The organism is Streptomyces sp. NPDC019396 (assembly GCF_040632375.1).
Taxonomy (GTDB): domain Bacteria; phylum Actinomycetota; class Actinomycetes; order Streptomycetales; family Streptomycetaceae; genus Streptomyces.
The window spans coordinates 109,533-127,365 of the sequence record NZ_JBEYBS010000017.1 but is presented as its reverse complement, the minus strand read 5'-3'; the positions used below and the strand labels follow the sequence as shown (position 1 = coordinate 127,365).

The 17,833-nt window shown below is 70.4% G+C and carries 15 protein-coding genes; 11 read left to right on the top strand and 4 right to left on the bottom strand.

What is annotated here, in order from left to right:
• Window positions 1-189: 189 nt before the first annotated feature.
• From ABZ532_RS20655 to ABZ532_RS20625, 7 genes are all read left to right on the top strand, one after another.
• Complete coding sequence (locus ABZ532_RS20655; RefSeq protein ID WP_361285412.1) at window positions 190-972, top strand: MHYT domain-containing protein; 783 nt, start codon at window positions 190-192, stop codon at window positions 970-972.
• 112 nt (window positions 973-1,084) lie between these two features.
• The gene (locus tag ABZ532_RS20650; protein ID WP_361285409.1) at window positions 1,085-3,763 is read left to right on the top strand and encodes a nitrate- and nitrite sensing domain-containing protein; all 2,679 of its coding nucleotides are present in this window, start codon (window positions 1,085-1,087) and stop codon (window positions 3,761-3,763) included.
• Window positions 3,760-4,203 carry a roadblock/LC7 domain-containing protein gene (locus ABZ532_RS20645; protein WP_361285406.1) on the top strand — a complete coding sequence of 148 codons (444 nt, stop codon included), beginning with the start codon at window positions 3,760-3,762 and terminating at the stop codon, window positions 4,201-4,203. The genes ABZ532_RS20650 and ABZ532_RS20645 overlap by 4 nt, the downstream gene beginning before the upstream one ends.
• A 20-nt stretch (window positions 4,204-4,223) precedes the next feature.
• Window positions 4,224-4,637: a DUF742 domain-containing protein gene (locus ABZ532_RS20640; RefSeq protein WP_361285403.1), complete on the top strand. Its 414-nt coding sequence runs from the start codon at window positions 4,224-4,226 to the stop codon at window positions 4,635-4,637.
• Window positions 4,638-4,740: 103 nt separating this feature from the next.
• Window positions 4,741-5,715 (top strand): nucleoside hydrolase, encoded by a 975-nt coding sequence (locus ABZ532_RS20635; protein WP_361285400.1) that lies wholly within the window; start codon window positions 4,741-4,743, stop codon window positions 5,713-5,715.
• 313 nt (window positions 5,716-6,028) lie between these two features.
• Window positions 6,029-6,889: a pentapeptide repeat-containing protein gene (locus tag ABZ532_RS20630; protein WP_361285397.1), complete on the top strand. Its 861-nt coding sequence runs from the start codon at window positions 6,029-6,031 to the stop codon at window positions 6,887-6,889.
• Between the two features lie 304 nt (window positions 6,890-7,193).
• On the top strand, window positions 7,194-7,754 hold the full coding sequence (locus tag ABZ532_RS20625; RefSeq protein WP_361285394.1) for a type 1 glutamine amidotransferase domain-containing protein: 561 nt from the start codon (window positions 7,194-7,196) through the stop codon (window positions 7,752-7,754).
• 57 nt (window positions 7,755-7,811) lie between these two features.
• Here ABZ532_RS20625 and ABZ532_RS20620 read toward each other — a convergent pair whose 3' ends face one another.
• Together ABZ532_RS20620 and ABZ532_RS20615 are read right to left on the bottom strand one after the other, a co-directional pair.
• A complete protein-coding gene (locus ABZ532_RS20620; protein ID WP_361285391.1) occupies window positions 7,812-9,665 on the bottom strand; it encodes a transketolase in 1,854 nt (617 codons plus the stop codon).
• Between the two features lies 1 nt (window position 9,666).
• The gene (locus tag ABZ532_RS20615) at window positions 9,667-11,094 is read right to left on the bottom strand and encodes an NAD(P)/FAD-dependent oxidoreductase (RefSeq protein ID WP_361285388.1); all 1,428 of its coding nucleotides are present in this window, start codon (window positions 11,092-11,094) and stop codon (window positions 9,667-9,669) included.
• A 332-nt stretch (window positions 11,095-11,426) separates the two neighbouring features.
• Between ABZ532_RS20615 and ABZ532_RS20610 the strand changes: the two genes are divergently transcribed.
• The 3 genes from ABZ532_RS20610 to ABZ532_RS20600 all read left to right on the top strand — a co-directional run bounded on the left by ABZ532_RS20610 (window position 11,427) and on the right by ABZ532_RS20600 (window position 13,704).
• Window positions 11,427-12,035 (top strand): ATP/GTP-binding protein, encoded by a 609-nt coding sequence (locus tag ABZ532_RS20610; RefSeq protein WP_361285385.1) that lies wholly within the window; start codon window positions 11,427-11,429, stop codon window positions 12,033-12,035.
• Between the two features lie 180 nt (window positions 12,036-12,215).
• Window positions 12,216-12,629, top strand: a complete 414-nt coding sequence (locus tag ABZ532_RS20605) for a roadblock/LC7 domain-containing protein (RefSeq protein WP_361285382.1) — start codon at window positions 12,216-12,218, stop codon at window positions 12,627-12,629.
• Between the two features lie 106 nt (window positions 12,630-12,735).
• Complete coding sequence (locus ABZ532_RS20600; RefSeq protein WP_361285379.1) at window positions 12,736-13,704, top strand: DUF6397 family protein; 969 nt, start codon at window positions 12,736-12,738, stop codon at window positions 13,702-13,704.
• Between the two features lie 45 nt (window positions 13,705-13,749).
• Here ABZ532_RS20600 and ABZ532_RS20595 read toward each other — a convergent pair whose 3' ends face one another.
• Complete coding sequence (locus ABZ532_RS20595; protein WP_361285376.1) at window positions 13,750-14,829, bottom strand: phosphatidylinositol-specific phospholipase C domain-containing protein; 1,080 nt, start codon at window positions 14,827-14,829, stop codon at window positions 13,750-13,752.
• A gap of 259 nt (window positions 14,830-15,088) precedes the next feature.
• Here ABZ532_RS20595 and ABZ532_RS20590 point away from each other — a divergent pair, with 259 nt between their 5' ends.
• Window positions 15,089-16,654: an ATP-dependent DNA ligase gene (locus tag ABZ532_RS20590; protein ID WP_361285520.1), complete on the top strand. Its 1,566-nt coding sequence runs from the start codon at window positions 15,089-15,091 to the stop codon at window positions 16,652-16,654.
• A 2-nt stretch (window positions 16,655-16,656) separates the two neighbouring features.
• Here ABZ532_RS20590 and ABZ532_RS20585 read toward each other — a convergent pair whose 3' ends face one another.
• Window positions 16,657-17,589, bottom strand: coding sequence for a lytic polysaccharide monooxygenase (locus ABZ532_RS20585; protein ID WP_361285373.1), 933 nt, complete (start codon window positions 17,587-17,589; stop codon window positions 16,657-16,659).
• Between the last annotated feature and the right edge of the window lie 244 nt (window positions 17,590-17,833).

Sequence of the window (17,833 nt, the reverse complement as noted above, 5' to 3'; positions counted from 1 at the left end):
CGCCGGCATGGCCGGCTGCGGCAAGTCCGCCACCCCTCGGTCGCGGGGCTGGTCGGTCCGCCGGCGGGGCGTTCTGCGCACCCGTTCGAGCTCGGTGCGATCGTTCAGAAACATCTCTCTGTCATATTCCAGCAGCTTTCGAAATGCGCCCCCGGCCCGCGCTCCCACCGGGACTAGCGTCCCTGAGTCATGGGACACCTGGACCACGCCGCCTTCGGCTGGCTTACACCGGTGCTGTCGTACCTCATGGCCTGCATCGGAGCGGCGCTCGGACTGCGCTGCACGCTCCGGGCTCTCGAGACGACCGGCGGTTCCCGGCGCAACTGGCTCATCACCGCCGCGTCCGCCATCGGAAGCGGCATCTGGACCATGCACTTCGTCGCCATGCTCGGTTTCGGCGTGGTCGGCACCGACATCCGCTACGACGTGCCGCTGACCATCCTCAGCCTGGTGGTCGCCATGGCCGTGGTCGGCGCCGGGGTGTTCGCCGTCGCCCACGGCCGTGACCGTGTGCGTGCCCTGTTGCTCGGCGGGCTCACCACGGGACTTGGCATCGCCAGCATGCACTACCTCGGCATGGCGGCCCTTCGGCTGCACGGGACGGTGCGATACGACCCACTGCTGGTCGCCCTCTCCATCGCCGTCGCGGTGGTCGCAGCGACGGTCGCGCTCTGGGCCGCCCTCAACATCACGGCACCCCTCCCGGTCGCCGCCGCCTCCCTCGTGCTGGGCGCGGCCGTGACCAGCATGCACTACACCGGCATGCTCGCGGTCAGCGTGCACGTCGAGCCCTCCCGCGAGGCCCTGCCCGGGGCCACCACGATGCAGTTCATCTTCCCCCTCGCCGTCGGACTCGGGTCCTACCTCTTCCTCACCGCCGCCTTCGTGGCCCTCTCACCCACGGCACGCGAACGCGCCGCGTACGCCTCGGCGGGGCGTACCGCCGAACCAGCCGCATCACCACCCCGCTGACTCCACAGACTCGTTGCTCCCCCGCCAGACACGCCAGACACGCCAGACACGCCAGACACGCCAGACACGCCAGACACGCCGCACCCACCGTCCCCTCCGGAACGAGGAGGCCATGCGCACATCCCGCAGCACTCCCGGCGCAGGCACGCCACCACACCCCGGCGCCGCCCACGGCGGGGCCGTCGCACCGCCCGTGCGCGGGCGCCGCGCCCACGCAGGACCGCCCGCGGACGAACCGTTCGAAGCGGCCATGGACCGGGAATCGGCCTGGGCGGCGCAGGGCGGCCGGCGCTATCCCGAGCGCTGGCGCCCGCGCCCCAGGACCGTGCGCGCCAAGATCGTGTCCCTGTTGATGGTGCCGGTGGTCTCGCTCCTCGCCCTCTGGGGCTTCGCCACCGTCACCACCGCCCAGGACGTGGCCCGGCTCCGCCAGCTCCAGGACATCGAGGACCACGTCCGCCACCCCGTCGACCAGGTCGTGTCCGCGCTGCAGAACGAACGCCGCACCGCACTCCGCCAGATCGCGGCGCCCTCCCCGGAACGTGCCGCCGCCTTCCGGCAGCAGACCGGTACCACCGACTCCGCCCTCGCGGTCCTGGCACTCGGCGACGACCACACCGTCGCCGACGCGGGTGACCTGCCGCCCGTCGTCGCCGAGCGCCTCGACCTGCTCACCACCACGAGCGCCGCGCTGCCCGGACTGCGCACCGCCGTACTCGGCCGCAAGGCCGACTGGGACCGGGCATTCGAGCAGTACACAGCGGTGATCAGCGCCGCCTTCGGCGTCCATGGCGCGCTCGCGGGCGGCGTCCAGAGCACGGCAGCGAGCGCGGGAGCCCGAGTACTCAACGAGTTCGGCCGTGCCGCCGAAATGCTTGCCCGCGAAGACGCTCTGCTCTCCGCCGCCCAGGCACAGGGGACCTTCCGGGCAGAGCGCCGAAAGCTCTTCACCGGCGCCGTCGGGACGCGCCGTGCCCTCATCGAGTCCTCCGTCGGCGACCTGCCGGCCCCCGAGCGTGCCGCGTGGGGCGCACTCACGGCCCAGGCCGCGTACCAGGGTCTCGAAGCGACCGAAGACACCACCGTCAACGCCCCTTCGGACCGGCGCGCCGCCCAGGCGGTTTCCGTCGAGGCCTGGGAATCGGCCAACGGCACCGTGCGCACGGCCATGCACGAGATCGAGGAGCGGGCCAGGAGTGCCGCGGGCCCGGCCGATCCCATCGGCGACGCACTGCTCACCCCAGCCGGAGCGGCCGTGTTCTTCGGCCTCGCCGCAGTCGCCGCCGCGCTCGTCGTCTCGGCGCGCATCGGACGCGCCCTGGTCATCGAGCTCGTCAGCCTACGCAACACCGCCCTGGAGATAGCCAGGTACAGGCTGCCCCGTGCCATGCGCGTACTCCGCGCAGGCGAGAAACTCGATGTCCGGGCGGAGGCTCCCGAGGGGCCGCCTCCGCGTGACGAGGTCGCCGAGGTCGGCCAGGCGCTCTGGACCGTGCACCGCGCCGCGCTTGACGCCGCCGTCGAACGGGCCGAGCTCAGCCGGGGCATCTCGGGGGTCTTCGTCAACCTCGCCCGTCGCAGCCAGGTCCTGGTCCACCGTCAGCTCAATCTGCTCGACAGTATGGAACGCCGCGCCGAGGATCCCGACGAGCTCAGTGACCTGTTCCGGCTCGACCACCTCACCACGCGCATGCGCCGTCATGCGGAGAGCCTGATCATCCTCTCCGGTTCCGCACCCGGACGTGCCTGGCGCACGCCCGTGCTCCTGACCAATGTCGTCCGCGCCGCCGTATCGGAGGTGGAGGACTACGCTCGCGTTGACGTGCGCCCGCTGCCGCAAGCCGCGGTCATCGGTACCGCCGTCGCAGACCTCACCCACCTCCTGGCCGAGTTGGTCGAGAACGCGACACAGTTCTCACCCCCTCACACTCGGGTCCGCGTCAACGGCGAACCCGTCCCCAATGGCTACGCGATCGAAATCGAAGACCGCGGACTCGGCATGGGAAAGGAGGCGCTCGCCGAGGCCAACCGGCGCGTCGAGGAGACCGAGGCACTGGACATCTTCGACAGCGACCGCCTGGGACTCTTCGTGGTCAGCAAGCTCTCGGTCCGCCACGACGTCAAGGTGCGACTGCGGACTTCGCCCTTCGGGGGGACCACTGCCGTCGTGCTGGTCCCGAACGCGCTGCTCCAGAGCACGTCCCCGTCGGATCCGGATGGACCGGACGGATGGGACGAAGAGGCTGCCGGTTCCGCGTACACGTTCGAAGCCGAAGCCGAAGCCGAAGCCGAAATTGAAGCCGAAGCGGAAGCAGGAACCGGGACCGAGGCGCCACCGCTCCCCGGTGTCATAGCGCTGCGGTCGCACAGCCGTACACGCCCAGGGCACGAGGCTGACGAGCTCCAGGCTCCGCCTTCGCCAGAACCGCGGCGGCCCCCGCCCTCTCCGGACACGGTGGCCGACGCGCAGGCTTCAGGCAGCCTCCCGCGACGTGTGAGGCAGTCCCATCTGGTCCCGCAGCTACGGCCGGCCGGCGATCCGGACGCCAGAGGCGGGGAAGCGACCCGGCAGGACGACCGCGCCGCGTCCGCCGTACCCGAGTGCACTCCTGAGCAGGCCAGGGAGCGCATGTCCGCCTTCCGCGCAGGCTGGACCCGCGGTGGCGGCGCCGCCCAAGGCCGTGCTCACCCCCGCGACACCACGCACCTCAGCGAACTCAGCGAACGCAAACGCAGCCAACTCAGTGAAGTCAGTGAAGTCAGTGAACTCAGCGAAGGAGACGACGCATGATCGACCACAGGAGGATCGCCCCGGAGCACACCTCCGGGGAACTCGACTGGCTGCTGGACGACCTGGCGGCGCGGGTCAACGGGGTCCGGCACGCGGTCGTCCTGTCCGGTGACGGACTCGCCGTGGGCGCCTCCGACGGTCTCACGCGTGAGGACGCCGAGCACCTCGCCGCCGTCGCGTCCGGATTCCACAGTCTGGCCAAGGGAACGGGGCGCCAGTTCCACGCCGGTTCCGTGCGCCAGACGATGGTCGAACTGGACCGCGGCTTCCTGTTCGTGGCCGCCGCGGGCGAGGGATCGTGCCTCGCCGTCCTCAGCAACTCGACCGCCGACATCGGACTCATCGCGTACGAGATGGCCCGTCTCGTCAAGCAGGTGGGAGAGCATCTGCGGACGCCGCCGCGCCTGTCCGCCACCCCGCCCCCGCCCACCGTCGGTTGACCGGGAGAGGCCCCACCGTCATGAACGATGCCGGCGACGGCGGCCCGGCGCCGCAGGGGAGCCGTTGGTACGACGCCGAAGCGGGACCCCTGGTGCGTCCCTATGCCGTGACCGGAGGACGGACGAAGCCCGGGGCCGGTGCCGAACGCTTCGACCTCATCGCGCTGGTGGACCTCACCTCCGACGCGCTGGCCCGGGCGGAGCAGTCCCTCATCGGTCCCGAACACCGGACGCTCCTCGGGCTGTGCTCGGACGAGACGCAGTCGGTCGCGGAGCTCGCCGCGAGCGCCGATCTGCCCGTGGGCGTCGTACGCGTCCTCTTGAGTGACCTGCTCGAAGCCCGGTTCGTCGCCGTCAGCCGGCCCGTCCCACCCGCGCAGCTCCCCGACGAGAGGATCCTCCGAGAGGTGATCGACGGCCTCAGAGCGCTATAGGGGCAGCGAAGGGCACCGCGGATGTCATGGCGACACACCCCGGACCGTACGCGGCACACTGGTACGGCACTTCCACGACCGGACACCGCATCCGAGGAGCACCGTGCCTGTCCCGATCATCATCGACTGCGACCCGGGGCACGACGACGCGATCGCCATCCTGCTCGCGGCCGGCGATCCCGCGGTCGATCTGCTCGCCATCACGACGGTGGCGGGCAACCAGGTGGTCGAGAAGACCACCCTCAACGCCCGCCGTATCTGTACCGCCGCCGCCATCACCGATGTTCCGATCGCAGCGGGCTGTGCCCGTCCGCTCGTGGGGCCGCGCCACGTGGCGGACGACGTGCACGGAGAATCCGGGATGGACGGCCCGTGCTTCGGCGAGCCCGCCGTGAGCGCCGTTCCCGAGCACGCCGTAGATCTGATGCACCGCATCCTGACCGGGCACCCGGAGCCGGTCACCCTCATCCCGACCGCCCCGCTGACCAACATCGCCCTGCTGCTCACCCGCTATCCCGAGGTGGCGCGGCACATCCGCGAGATCGTCCTGATGGGGGGTTCAACCGAACGGGGAAACCGCACCCCCGTCGCGGAGTTCAACGTGTACGCGGACCCGGAAGCCGCCGACATCGTCTTCCGCAGCGGCCTGCCCGTGACCATGTGCGGGCTCAACGTCACCCACCAGGCGCTGGCCACGCCCGATGTTCTCGCCCGGTTCGAAGCCCTCGGCACGGAGCTCGGTGGGATCTGCGCGGAGCTGATGACGTACTTCGCCTCCACCTACCGCAGACTCTGGGGTTTCGACGCTCCGCCGCTCCACGACCCGGTGGCGGTGGCCAGGGTCATCGACCCCGAGATCGTCCGCTGCGCCGAGGCGAGCGTGGCCGTCGAACTGCGGGGACAGTACACGCGCGGGGCGACCGTCGTGGACCTGCACCGGTACCTGGACCGGCCCGTCAACGCCCAGGTGGCGCTCAGCCTCGACCAGGGGAAGTTCTGGGACCGTATCGTCACGGCCGTCGACACACTCGGCAAGAGGGCGGTCCGGACAGACCAGCCCTGGCATGCCCGCCCCTGACCGGACGTGCTCGTGCCCGCTCACACAGCCGCTGTGCGACGGACCCCCGCTCGGCAGCCGTGCCGAGCGCCGGTTCGCGGCGAGTCTGCCGCACGGTGCGAAGGCCCTGGGCGTGCGGAGCGTCGTGTGTATGCGTCCGGTCGCTCTCAGCTTCCTGCGCGGATACCGGTAGGGGCGCCGCTGCGGGCCATGCAGGATGGTCCGGGAAGTGGGCCCACAATCGCGTGGCGGGTGCCCTCGGTGACCCGCGAAGATGGCCGAGTGGACCGGGCAGCCGGTCGAAGGCAACCGCAGAAGAATGAGGTACCACGGCGTGTCTGACACACGCAGGACACCCGACTCACCCGACTCACGGGGCACCGTGGCGCAGACCCCGGAGCTTCGGGCCGACTGCGGCAGCTGCTTCGGTCTGTGCTGCGCCGCTCTGCCGTTCTCGGCATCGGCCGACTTCGCGGTCGACAAACCCGCAGGACAGCCCTGCATGCACCTCGGCGAGGACTTCCGGTGCGGCATCCACCAGCAGCTGCGGCCTCGAGGATTCGCGGGCTGCACCGTCTACGACTGCTTCGGAGCCGGTCAGAAGGTCTCCCAGGTCACGTTCGGCGGGGTGAGCTGGCGGGAGGAGCCGGACACGGCACGCCGCATGTTCGCGGTCTTCCCGGTGATGCGCCAGCTCCACGAGCTGCTCCGCCACCTCGCCGAAGCCATGGCACTGCCCGCCGCCCGTACCCTCCACGCCGATATGAGCCGTATTTACGACGACATCGACGCGCTGACGCACACCGAACCCGCCGCACTGCTGGACGTCGAGGTTCCGGCGCTCCGCGCCCGGGTCGGCGATCAGTTGACGCGCGCGAGTGCGCTGGTACGGGCCGAGGCAAGGCCCGGCCGCAAGAAGAACCGGCGTGGGGCCGATCTCTTCGGCGCCCGGCTTGGCGGCGCCGACCTACGGGGAGCCGATCTGCGGGGCGCCTGCCTGATCGCCGCCGACCTCAGCGCCGCCGACCTGCGCGCAGCTGACCTCCTCGGCGCCGATCTCCGCGACGCGGATCTGCGTGGTGCGGACCTGACCGGCAGCATCTTCCTCACGCAGCCGCAGCTCCGGCAGGCCAAGGGGGACGCGACGACACGACTCCCGCGCGGGCTGGACCGCCCCGCCCACTGGCCCGCGTAGCCCGCCTGCTCCCGCCCAGTCGACGCCGCTTTCGCCCATATACGCATAAGCGTGCGCTACGCGGGTACGTGCGTGCCGAGTGCCGCGTGAGCCAGGGCTCGCCCCGTCGCGAGGCCCGGCACAGGTGCCCTCTGGCGTCGTCCGGGGGAGTTGCCGAGTCGGCTGAGCAGGCCCACGACGAGGCTGAACCGGCGCCCCTGCGATCCCTTGCCGACGCGGCACGCGTCAGGCCGCGTCCCGCAGCTTTGTTCCGACCACCAGGCGGGCCGGCATCGCGAGCGGGATGTGGAGGAGTGCCGACACCATGAACATCGCTTTCCTCATGGCGCCGGAAGGCGTCGAGCAGATCGAGCTCACCGAACCCTGGCAGGCCGTGGCGGGCATCGGTGGTACGCCCCTGCTGCTCTCCACGAAGCCGGGCCGTATCCAGGCGTTCCATCATCTCGACAAGGGGGACACGTTCCCGGTGGATCTGCTGGTCCCCGGTGGTTCCGCACTGGACTTCGACGGGCTGGTGCTGCCCGGCGGCGTCGCCAACCCCGATGCCCTGCGGATGGACGCGGGAGCCGTGGCGTTCGTCCGGGCGTTCTTCGACGAGGGCAAACCGGTCGCCGCGATCTGCCACGCCCCGTGGACCCTCGTCGAGGCGGATGTCGTCCGGGGCAGGACCCTCACGTCGTGGCCCAGCCTGTGCACCGACATCCGCAATGCGGGCGGCATCTGGGTCGACGAACAGGTGAAGGTATGCCGGGAGGGGCCGAGCACACTGATCACCAGCCGTAAGCCGGACGATCTGGAGGCGTTCTGCTCGGCTTTCACGGCGGAGTTCACGAGGGCGTCGGCCGGTGCCGGCGTCGGTCGTTGAGTTCGGCGACCGCTGACGGGCGACACCGGCTCCCTCACTCCTTCATCGCGCTCACGCTCATCGCACCATGACTCGTTCCACCAGCAGCTTCACCGCTGCCGCGATGGACTCCGCGTCGATTCCCGCCGCATGCGCCTGCTCATCGGCCGAGGCGCTCGCGGGCAGGTTCCGTACGGCGAGTCGAGCCAGCCTGGGCATCGGCCGACCGTCCGCGAAGGCCTCCGCGACGGCATCGCCGATGCCTCCCTCAGGGTGGTGGTCCTCGACCGTGAGCAGGCATCCCGTGGCCGCGGCCGCGTCGTTGAGGGTGTCCACGTCCACGGGTTTGACCGAGTACAGGTCGATGACCCGGACGGGTATCCCGTCAGCCGCCAGAGTCCGGGCGGCTGACAGGGCCTGGTGAACGGTCGTGCCCGCCGCGACGATCGTCGCGCGATCCTCGTCGCTGCTGCGCAGCACCTTGCAGCCCCCGATGGGGAACTCCTCGCCGGGCCCGTAGACGACCGGGGTTTCGGAGCGTGTCGTACGCAGATAGCGCACCCCTCGCAGGTCGGCCATCGCCGCCACCAAACGAGCCGTCTGATTGGCGTCGCAGGGGTAGAGCACAGTCGAACCGTGCACGGCGCGGAACATGGCCAGATCCTCAAGACCCATCTGGGAAGGGCCGTCCTGACCGATCGTCGCTCCCGCGTGCGAACCGACGACATTGATTCCGGCCCGGCTCACGGACGCCATCCGCACGAAGTCGTACGCGCGGGTCAGGAACGCGGCGAAACTCGATGCGAACGGCACCCAGCCCCGTGCTTGCAGTCCCACGGCCGCCGCGATGAGCTGCTGTTCGGCGATGTAGCACTCGAAGTAGCGGTCGGGGTGCTCCTTCTTGAAGTACTCCGTCCGTGTCGAGTCGCTGACCTCGGCGTCCAGCGCGACGATGTCATCACGCGCCCCACCGAGCGCTGCCAGTGCGCGGCCGTACGCCGTGCGGGTGGCCTCGTCGGAACCCACGTCGAAGCAGGGCAGGTCCGGCGTGGCGCTGGTTCGCACCGGCCGGTCCGGGCGTCCCGGCGCGGCGGGCGGCGCAGACACCTCGACCCGGATGAACCGCGGCCCGCCCAGTTCCTCGATCGCGGCATCGGCGTCCGGAAGCGGCTTGCCGTGCTTGCCCTCCTTGTCCTCCACCGCGGCCACCCCACGCCCCTTGTGTGTCGCGGCGATGACCGCCGTGGGGCGTCCGTCGGTGCCGGCCGCCTCGGTGAAGGCCTTGTCGATGGCCTCGACGTCGTGCCCGTCGATCTCGATCGTGTGCCAGCCGAAGGCCCGCAGCCGGCGTGCGTAGGCGTCGAGATCACGGCCGTGGCGGGTGGGTCCCCGCTGGCCGAGCCGGTTGACGTCGATGACCAGTGTGAGATTGTCCAGCCGTTCGCAGGCGGCGTGCTCGACGGCCTCCCAGACCGACCCCTCCGCCATCTCGCTGTCTCCCGACAGCACCCAGACCCGGTACGGGACCTCGTCGAGGCGGGCACCGGCGAGCGCCATGCCGACCCCGATCGGCAGCCCCTGGCCGAGTGACCCGGTGGCCACGTCGACCCAGGGCAGACGCGGGGTGGGATGCCCCTCGAGGCGGCTGCCGAGCCGTCGGAACGTGAGGAGTTCCTCGTCGTCGATCGCCCCGGCAGCCTTGTACAGGGCGTAGAGCAGCGGCGAGGCATGGCCTTTGGAGAGGATGAGCCGGTCGTTGGCAGGATGGCCGGGGTCGTCGAAGTCGTAACGCAGATGACGGGCGATGAGCACGGCGGCGAGGTCGGCCGCCGACATCGACGAGGTGGGGTGTCCTGAGCCCGCGGCATCCGCGGCCCTTACCGCGTCCACCCTCAACTGCTGTCCCAGTTCGTACAGTTCTTGGTGCCGCATGTCACTCCTTCGAAGCGCCGGGGAACCGCGCGAGCTCGGGTGAGGCCGAATCCAGTGGGACCGACCAGGAGCGGACCAGGCCGAGCTGCACGCCCTGGCGTGCCAGAACCATGTCCAGCAGCCAGTCGGCCGCGACCCGCACCCGGTTGCCCGGCATGGCGGCGAGATGGTAGCCGCGGGTGACCGCACCGGCCGCGGGACCGGACAGCGGCATGCCCATCGGATTGGCCGCCGCCTGCGCTCCTCCCAGGTCCACGGCGAAACCCATGTCGTGGTGCTTGTACGGCCGTGCCTCGCCGTAGCCCAGAGATGCGGCCACGTTGTTGGCCGCGACGACGCCCTGCCGCGTGGCGTGCTGCGCGGTCATCGGCGTCAGGGGGAATCCGCCGTCACCGGCGTCCGGAGAGTCGGGCCGGGTCAGATCGGGCACGGCCGCCGCGTCTCCGCAGGCGAAGACCCCCGGGTAGTGGGGTACGTCCAGACGTGGTGTGACGCACAGCCGGCCGCGCTCGACCGGCAGGCCGATGTCGGCGACGAGAGGATCCGGACGAACCCCCACACACCAGATGAGGGTCTTGGTCGCGACGAACTCGCCGCTGTCCAGCCGCACCCCGTCCGCGGTGGCTTCCTTGACGGAGGTCCCTGTGCGTACCTCGACTCCGCGCTTGCGCAGCACCCGGTCCGCGGTCGTGGACAGGCGGTGGTCGAGCTCCGGCAGAACGCGGGGCGCGATGTCGAGCAGCAGCCATCGGGGCGGTGCGCCGCGCGATGCCTCGCTGGTCCTCGTGGACAGCCGAGACCGTTGTGACCGGGCGGTCTGCGCGCAGAGTTCGCCGGTGAACACCGAGCCCTGGGCGGCGACCTCGGTGCCCGTGTAGCCCGCGCCGACCACCACGAACGTGTTGCGTGCCGAGGCGACGTCCGGGTCCGTCTCGGCCGTCGCGAGTTCGGTCTGCCTGATGATGTGGTCCCGCAGGTACAGGGCCTCGGGCATGCCCCGGAAGCCGTGCGCGTACGAGCTGACTCCCGGGACCGGCAGGAGTTTGTTCACGCTGCCGACGGCGAGAACGAGCCGGTCGTATGCCAGCTCCCCCTGCCTGCCCTCGGGGTCCGTGTACAGGACACGGCGGCCGTCCGCGTCGACATGGGTCGCCTCGCCGAGCACCAGTCGCACCCCCGGGAGGGTGTGCACCAGTGACACCGTGACCCTTCTTGGTTCGAGGATTCCCGCTGCCACCTGGGGAAGGAGCGGAAGATAGAGGAAGTAGTCCGTCGGATTGAGCAGGACGATCTCCACCGGTTTTCTGGCGAGGATCCGGGAGAGCGTCCTGGCGGTGCGATGGCCCGCGAATCCGGCTCCCACGATGACGACCCGGGGCACCGCACTCCGGGGCTCCGGCTGGCCAGGGGGCTGGGGCTGACGCTGCACGACGAATCGCCTCCCACGTGAAGGGGGTAGGGGTGTGCGAGGGGCGCGACAAACCGGCTGCCCGCCCATGGGCCCTCCAAACCAGGGTCCCTCGGACGATCTGTCGCGGCCATGCGAATTGTGAATTCACCAGAGCAGCTAATAGGTCAGTAACGATCACATCGCGTAAAAAATGATCGCGACCCCCGATGGGTCCCTCCGGATTGCCATACTGCTCACGTCACACAGAACAGATGTACTGGTGTCGGACCCCTGCTGGCTTCACTGTCCGAAGACGGGCATTGACCTGCGGCTTCCATCTGGCGCCCGGCATCCGACGAGAGAAGTGATGCATGGCCTCCGAGCTCTCTGGCGGCACAGGTGGGGATTCCGCCGCTCTCGCGCTGAAAATACTGGTCGCCGGCGGATTCGGGGCCGGCAAGACGACCCTGGTGGGGGCGGTCAGCGAAATACGTCCGCTGCGCACCGAGGAACAGCTCAGCGCGGCCGGCCAGGCCGTCGACGACACCGGCGGAGTCGACAGGAAGACCACGACGACCGTGGCCATGGACTTCGGCCGCATCACCATCCGGTCGGGCCTTGCCCTGTATCTGTTCGGCACGCCGGGCCAGGACCGCTTCTGGTTCCTGTGGGACGAGCTCGCCCAGGGCGCGCTCGGGGCCGTGGTGCTCGCCGACACGCGGCGGCTGGCGGACAGCTTCCCCGCCGTGGACTACTTCGAGCACCGGGCCATCCCTTTCGTCGTCGCCGTCAACTGCTTCACCGGGGCGCGTACTTACGGAGCACACGAGGTCTCCCGCGCCCTTGACCTCGACCGCGGGACCCCGGTCGTGTTGTGCGACGCGCGCGACCGCGACTCCGGCAAGGAGGTGCTCGTACGTCTCGTGGAGTACGCCGGGCGCATGCACACGGCCCGACTGCTCAACGCCGTGAGTTCGTGAGGACGAGCCACTGGAGGGCACCGGGAATCCCCCGGCAACCGGTGCGCCGTCGCAGCCCGGCGTCCGTGGCGCCCCGGATGAACCTTTCGCCCCGGATGAGTCCTTGCCCTTACGGGGACGGTGCGTAAGGCTTACGCGAAGCACGGGGACACGGGGTTACCTGGACGGGGAGGACCGGACATGGCGCTGGACAAGGGGCTCGACTGGCTGCTGGACGACCTGACCAAGCGCGTCGACCACATACGGCACGCGCTGGTGCTCTCCAGCGACGGCCTGGTCACGGGGGCGAGCACCGGTCTCCTGCGGGAGGACGCGGAGCATCTCGCCGCCGTCTCGTCGGGGCTGCACAGCCTGGCACGGGGTTCGGGCAGGCACTTCCGCGCGGGCAACGCCCGGCAGACCATGGTCGAGTTCGATGACGCGATGCTCTTCGTCACCGCCGCGGGCGAGGGCAGTTGCCTGTGCGTGCTGAGTGAGGCCGAGGCCGACGTCGGCCAGGTCGCCTATGAGATGACCCTGATGGTGAGCCGGGTGGGGGAGCACCTCGCGGTGTCCGCACGCCAGCCCGGCCGGATGACTCTTTCCGAGTTCTGAACGCTGGCATCCGGGAGTTATCCACAGGCTCAGCGAGAAGGCGCTCTCCGGGCTACCGTCGTGACTGTGAGTGTTCGTCACGTACGGGGAGTATGGGGAGTTCGAAATGTTCGAGACCGGCACCGGCACGACCACATCCCTCGCGTTCGGGCAGGCGGCCGTCGCGCTGAAGCTCAAGCACCGCGAGCTCGCCCTCGGCGTGCGGCTCGGGTACATCCGCTGCACACCGGGGAGGGACTCGGGAAGCGGCCGGGTGCCGCTGGACGAGGTCGATCGGCTGCGGGCACTGGAGGGATTTCCCGGGGCGCTGCGCGAGCGCGTCCGCACAGTCGCCGCAGCCGAGGCATGTCGGCTTGTCTCCACCACCCGGGACCGTTTCACCAAGCTGGCTCGCACCGGCCACTTCACACCCGTCGGGTTCTATCTCAACCGCTACCACACCGTGGTCTGGCTCTACCTCGCCACGGAAGTCAGGGAGTTCGCGGAGGGCAACCCGGATCTGCTCAGGGGACGTCTGCCGGCAGCGCTGCGGGCCCGTCTCGACGACGGGGAGGACTCGCGCGCCCGCAACTGGCGGGGACGGCACGTCGGGATGCTGCTGCGCCAGGCCCCGGACGCCTGGGCGCGTACGGCGGCGATCGCGTCCGTGCTCGACCCGGCCGTGGTCGCCGAGGTGGTGGACGACCCGTACGAGCGAGCGCACGTGGAGCGGCTTCGTCCCGATCCACCGGACGGGCCTCCGGACGTGCTCGCCGCCCGCGCCATCAGAAGCGGGCTGGTGCTGGCGGACGACCCGGACGAGATCGTGTGGCACCGGATGAGCCTGGCCCTCTCGTTGGACGAGGCGCGGGCATGGCGTCCGGCTCCTCGTCCGGGCGGTGAGCGAGTGCGGGGTCCTGAGCCGTCCGACGATGCGCCGGCCGCGGTCCCCGGAGCGACACCCCTGATCGGCGGCCACCCGAATCCCCGCGCGCGACGGTCTCGGGGTGACGGTGGACGCAGGCCGCGGCAGGCGGCCCGGCGACTCCTCGCGCGGCTGAGGCCGCGCCAGAAGTCACCGACTGGCGCGGAGTGACGACCAGGCCCTGTCCGGTCGCGGCACGAGAGCTTCGGGACGGCCTCAGCGCCCCTGGGAGACGGTGGTGTCCGCTGTCCCGCGGGGCACGACGGTGCTGAGCACTGAGGGGAGCGGATACCAGTCCGCGGAGACCACGCTGGCGTGCTTTCCGGCCAGCAGGATCACCCGGTCGCGGGCCTGTGCCTCGGTGGGGTTGGTACCGTCGATGGCGGGAGCCACGCCGGCCGCGCCGGTCATGATGACCAGATAGTGGTTCCGGTCGTACCAGGCGGTGTCGATCGACCCGGTGGCGAAGGTGGAGGCGTCGCCGTCGAACACGACGAACCAGGGGCGGATGGAGGTGTCCGAGTAGCGGCTGCGTGGGTCGCCTGCCTGGGCGCCGAGCACGGCGGGGAAGGCGGCTGCCTCTCTCAGGCGCCCCGCGGCGGCCAGTCCACGCAGGTACTCGGCATATTCACGATCGGTCCACAGGGTGTCGAAGGGGTTGTCCTGCTCCACCGTTCCCGGGATCAGCTCGACGACGAACTTCCCTGCCATGTCCGAGCGGGCGGGCCAGCCCTGGGCGCGCACGGCGGTGTCGAGATCGGTGTGCGTGCCCGTCAGATCGGCCGGCCGGAACAGCGCGTCTCCGAGCCGCGCCGCCAGCAGGGCGTCCAGCGCCGCGGGCCCCCGGCCGTACTTGTTCTGGAAACCGTCCTTCAGCTCCATCTTGAGCACGACCGGACGGTGGCCGGGGTTGGCGTTGTGCCAGGCTCGGATGTCGGAGAGGCAGCCGCCGAGATCCTGGTTGCGTGACTTGGTCCGCAGCTCGAACGGGGTCGCCGCGTTCACGCAGTTGTTGTCGTTTCCGAGGGGGTTGCTGTGTGAGACACGCCAGGACTTGCCGAACACATTGGTCCACACGTCCAGTTCGAGCATTCCGGCACCCGAGTCGAGAGCGTCTGCGAAGTACGGGTACTTCGCCTTCTCATACGCGTTGTGGACGCCGACCGAGGTCGTGGACGAGTACGTCGGGCCGGCTGCGGCGTTCTGCGCCGCGGCCGGCTGGGCCGTCGGCGCGAGCACGATCCCGGTCAGCGCCGCGGCGATCGCGGGCACAGCCGTACGCGAGAGCTTCCTCATGGTCCCCTGCCTGCTGTGTGTCGGGAGTGGAGCAAATCGACCGCAGATTAGGGGAGTTGAGTGACGGATGGGAGGTGTTCAGACGTCCTGTGGGAATTCCTCGGAGATCCAGGGCCGGGGTGCCGCCAACGAAGGGGCTGACCCTGTTTCCCGACGGAGGATCCCCTGGACATGGCCACGGTGAGTAACCTGTCGTGCAGGGGTGACATGTGCGGCCATGCGGCGTGCGGATCCCGGGATGAGCGGGCACCATGGCGGCATGCTGCTGGCCCGTCTCGCGGAGGCGTCACGGCAGATCGCCGCCGAGCCGTCCCGCACCGCCAAGATCGCCTCGCTCGCGTCACTGTTCTCCGACGCGCGGCCGGAGGAAGCGGCCCTGGTGATCTCCTATCTCGCGGGCAGGCTGCCGCAAGGGCGGCTGGGCGTGGGCTGGAGTGTGCTCAAGGACCGGGTGCCGCCCTCCGGTCAACCGGCCCTGACCGTCGAAGCGGCCGACGCCGCCTTCACCGCACTCGCCGAGGTCTCCGGGGCCGGTGCCCAGACGGAGCGCAAGCGCCTCGTCCGGGAGCTGATGGGCGCGGCGACCGCATCCGAACAGGAGTTTCTGCTCCGTTTGCTGACGGGTGAGGTACGCCAAGGTGCGCTGGACGCGATCGCGCTGGAGGGTGTGGCCAAAGCCGCGGGTGCCTCCGCGGCCGATGTGCGGCGCGCGGTCATGCTAGAGGGCTCGCTTGCCCGGGTGGCGGGAGCGCTGCTCGCCGAAGGCCCTGAAGTCCTTGCGTCCTTCCGGCTGCGTGTGGGCAACCCCGTACAGCCGATGCTCGCTCACACCGCCTCGTCCGTCGCCGACGCGGTCCGTGCCGTGGGGGCGTGCGGTGTGGAGGAGAAGCTGGACGGAGTGCGCATCCAGGTGCACCGCTCCGGTGGCGATATCCGTGTCTACACGCGCTCCCTCGACGACATCACCGGACGTCTCCCCGACGTCGTCGCCTCCGTGTCCGCACTGCCGGGAGACCGGTTCATCCTGGACGGCGAAGTGATCGCCCTCGGTCCCGACGGCAGGCCGCTGCCGTTCCAGGACATCGCCTCGCGCGTGGGCTCCCGCGCGGACGTGGCCGCCGCGACCGCCGCCGTGCCGCTCTCGCCCGTCTTCTTCGACCTCCTCGCCATCCAGGGCGGTGGCGCGGACGGCGCCGGAGATCTGCTAGGCCTGTCCGGCCGTGAGCGCCATGCGGCCCTCGCCCGTCTGGTGCCCGGGCCCATGCGGGTGCGTCGCTGTGTCGTGGAGGACCCTGGCTCGGAGGTGCAACTTCAGGCAGCCGAGGCCTTCCTCGCGGCGACCCTGGACCGGGGCCATGAGGGCGTCATGGTGAAGGCGCTGGACGCCCCCTATGTCGCAGGACGCCGGGGCCGCTCATGGCTGAAGGTGAAGCCCGTGCACACCCTCGATCTCGTCGTCCTGGCCGTCGAGTGGGGGCACGGCCGTCGCACCGGACTCTTGTCCAACCTCCACCTCGGCGCCCGCACCGCCGATGGCAGCTTCGTCATGCTCGGCAAGACCTTCAAGGGGCTGACGGACGCGATGCTGCGCTGGCAGACGGACCGGCTGAGTGGACTCGCGGTCTCCGACGACGGCTTCACCGTACGCGTCCGGCCCGGGCTCGTCGTCGAGATCGCCTACGACGGCCTCCAGCGCTCCACCCGCTATCCCGCAGGTGTGGCTCTGCGGTTCGCGCGCGTGGTCCGGCACCGCCCGGACAAGAGCGCCGCGGACGCGGACACCATCGAGCGGGTGCTTGCCTCTGCGGCGGGCGGGGTGCCCTGACGTCACCCCGAGCGCCGCCTGCGCAGCGCGTAGGCGCCGCCCGTGACAGAGGCGAGGGCCAGAGCGGCGACTCCCGCCACCACCGGGACGGGAAGGCCGTCGGCATCGGCGCCAGAGGCCGTGGGGCTGGCGGCGTCGGCCCGGGCAGGGCCGGCCACCGGAGCGTTCCCCAGTACGTTCCCCGGTGGAGACGCGGGTGGAGACGCGGGTGGGGATGCCGACGGGGAAGTCGGTGGGGATGCGGGTGGAGACGCTGGTGGCGACATCGGCGCACTCGCGGCGGCTGCCGGACGGGCGGGGGAGAGAACGATGTCCGAGCAGGAGTAGTACGTGTCGGGTGTGTCGGTGTTCTGCCAGACGGTGTAGAGCAAGTGGCGCCCCTCCCGTCCTCGCGGCAGCGTTCCCCGAATGCGGTACGCGCCATCGCGGAGCTCGGGATCGGTGACCGAGGCGACCGGCTCCGGGTCGAGATCGTCCCAGGTCAGCGAGGTGGCCGGGTCGTATCCATCCTTGGTCAGATACACCCGGAACGTGCCACGGTGCGGAATCGTCGACGCATAGGTGAGGCTGAACCGCGCGCCCGCCTTCAGCGCGGTGGCGGGCCAGTCGCCTCGGGCGAGGTCCAGGCCCTTGTACAGCGCGATGCCGGCACTGCAGAGCTGTCCGTCGGGGATCATCTGGCGGTCACGGCCCGCGACACCGGCCACACGCAGGTTGTCCCACTTCTCGAAGGCCGTGCTCCCGCCCGCGCGGACCGCCGCAGTGCAGGCTGCGGACTGTGACTGACCTCCGCGGGGACCGCAGGCGACCGCCCGGCTGCCCGGATCCGTCGGAGCACCGTGAGCCCCGGCCGGTGCCGCGCAGAGGGTGACGAGAACGGTCGAAGCGCTACCGATGAGCGCGGCCAGTGCGACGGCGCTGCGACGAACGAACATGCTCGGAGATTCCTCCCGGGACAGGGGCGGCGGCAGCGGAGACTGCCACGCCTTCCCATACGGCTCGAGGGGCGCCCGGCGTTCAAACGGCGTTCAGCGGAATCCAGTGCCAGGTCAAGCCACCCTCGCCTCCCTTCGTGACATCGCTCACCGCGCTCGTGACGTCAGTCACAAGGGGAATCCGTTTCGCCCGTTTTGGTGAAGTATGGAGATTCGGTTTCATGTGGTTTGGGTCGTTCAGGTG

Bases quoted from the DNA above. Each gene is read 5' to 3' on its own strand.
- ABZ532_RS20655 (WP_361285412.1), top strand. From the start codon at position 190: ATGGGACACCTGGACCACGCCGCCTTCGGCTGGCTTACACCGGTGCTG.
- ABZ532_RS20650 (WP_361285409.1), top strand. From the start codon at position 1,085: ATGCGCACATCCCGCAGCACTCCCGGCGCAGGCACGCCACCACACCCC.
- ABZ532_RS20645 (WP_361285406.1), top strand. From the start codon at position 3,760: ATGATCGACCACAGGAGGATCGCCCCGGAGCACACCTCCGGGGAACTC.
- ABZ532_RS20640 (WP_361285403.1), top strand. From the start codon at position 4,224: ATGAACGATGCCGGCGACGGCGGCCCGGCGCCGCAGGGGAGCCGTTGG.
- ABZ532_RS20625 (WP_361285394.1), top strand. From the start codon at position 7,194: ATGAACATCGCTTTCCTCATGGCGCCGGAAGGCGTCGAGCAGATCGAG.
- ABZ532_RS20620 (WP_361285391.1), bottom strand. From the start codon at position 9,665: ATGCGGCACCAAGAACTGTACGAACTGGGACAGCAGTTGAGGGTGGAC.
- ABZ532_RS20610 (WP_361285385.1), top strand. From the start codon at position 11,427: ATGGCCTCCGAGCTCTCTGGCGGCACAGGTGGGGATTCCGCCGCTCTC.
- ABZ532_RS20605 (WP_361285382.1), top strand. From the start codon at position 12,216: ATGGCGCTGGACAAGGGGCTCGACTGGCTGCTGGACGACCTGACCAAG.
- ABZ532_RS20600 (WP_361285379.1), top strand. From the start codon at position 12,736: ATGTTCGAGACCGGCACCGGCACGACCACATCCCTCGCGTTCGGGCAG.
- ABZ532_RS20595 (WP_361285376.1), bottom strand. From the start codon at position 14,829: ATGAGGAAGCTCTCGCGTACGGCTGTGCCCGCGATCGCCGCGGCGCTG.
- ABZ532_RS20590 (WP_361285520.1), top strand. From the start codon at position 15,089: ATGCTGCTGGCCCGTCTCGCGGAGGCGTCACGGCAGATCGCCGCCGAG.
- ABZ532_RS20585 (WP_361285373.1), bottom strand. From the start codon at position 17,589: ATGTTCGTTCGTCGCAGCGCCGTCGCACTGGCCGCGCTCATCGGTAGC.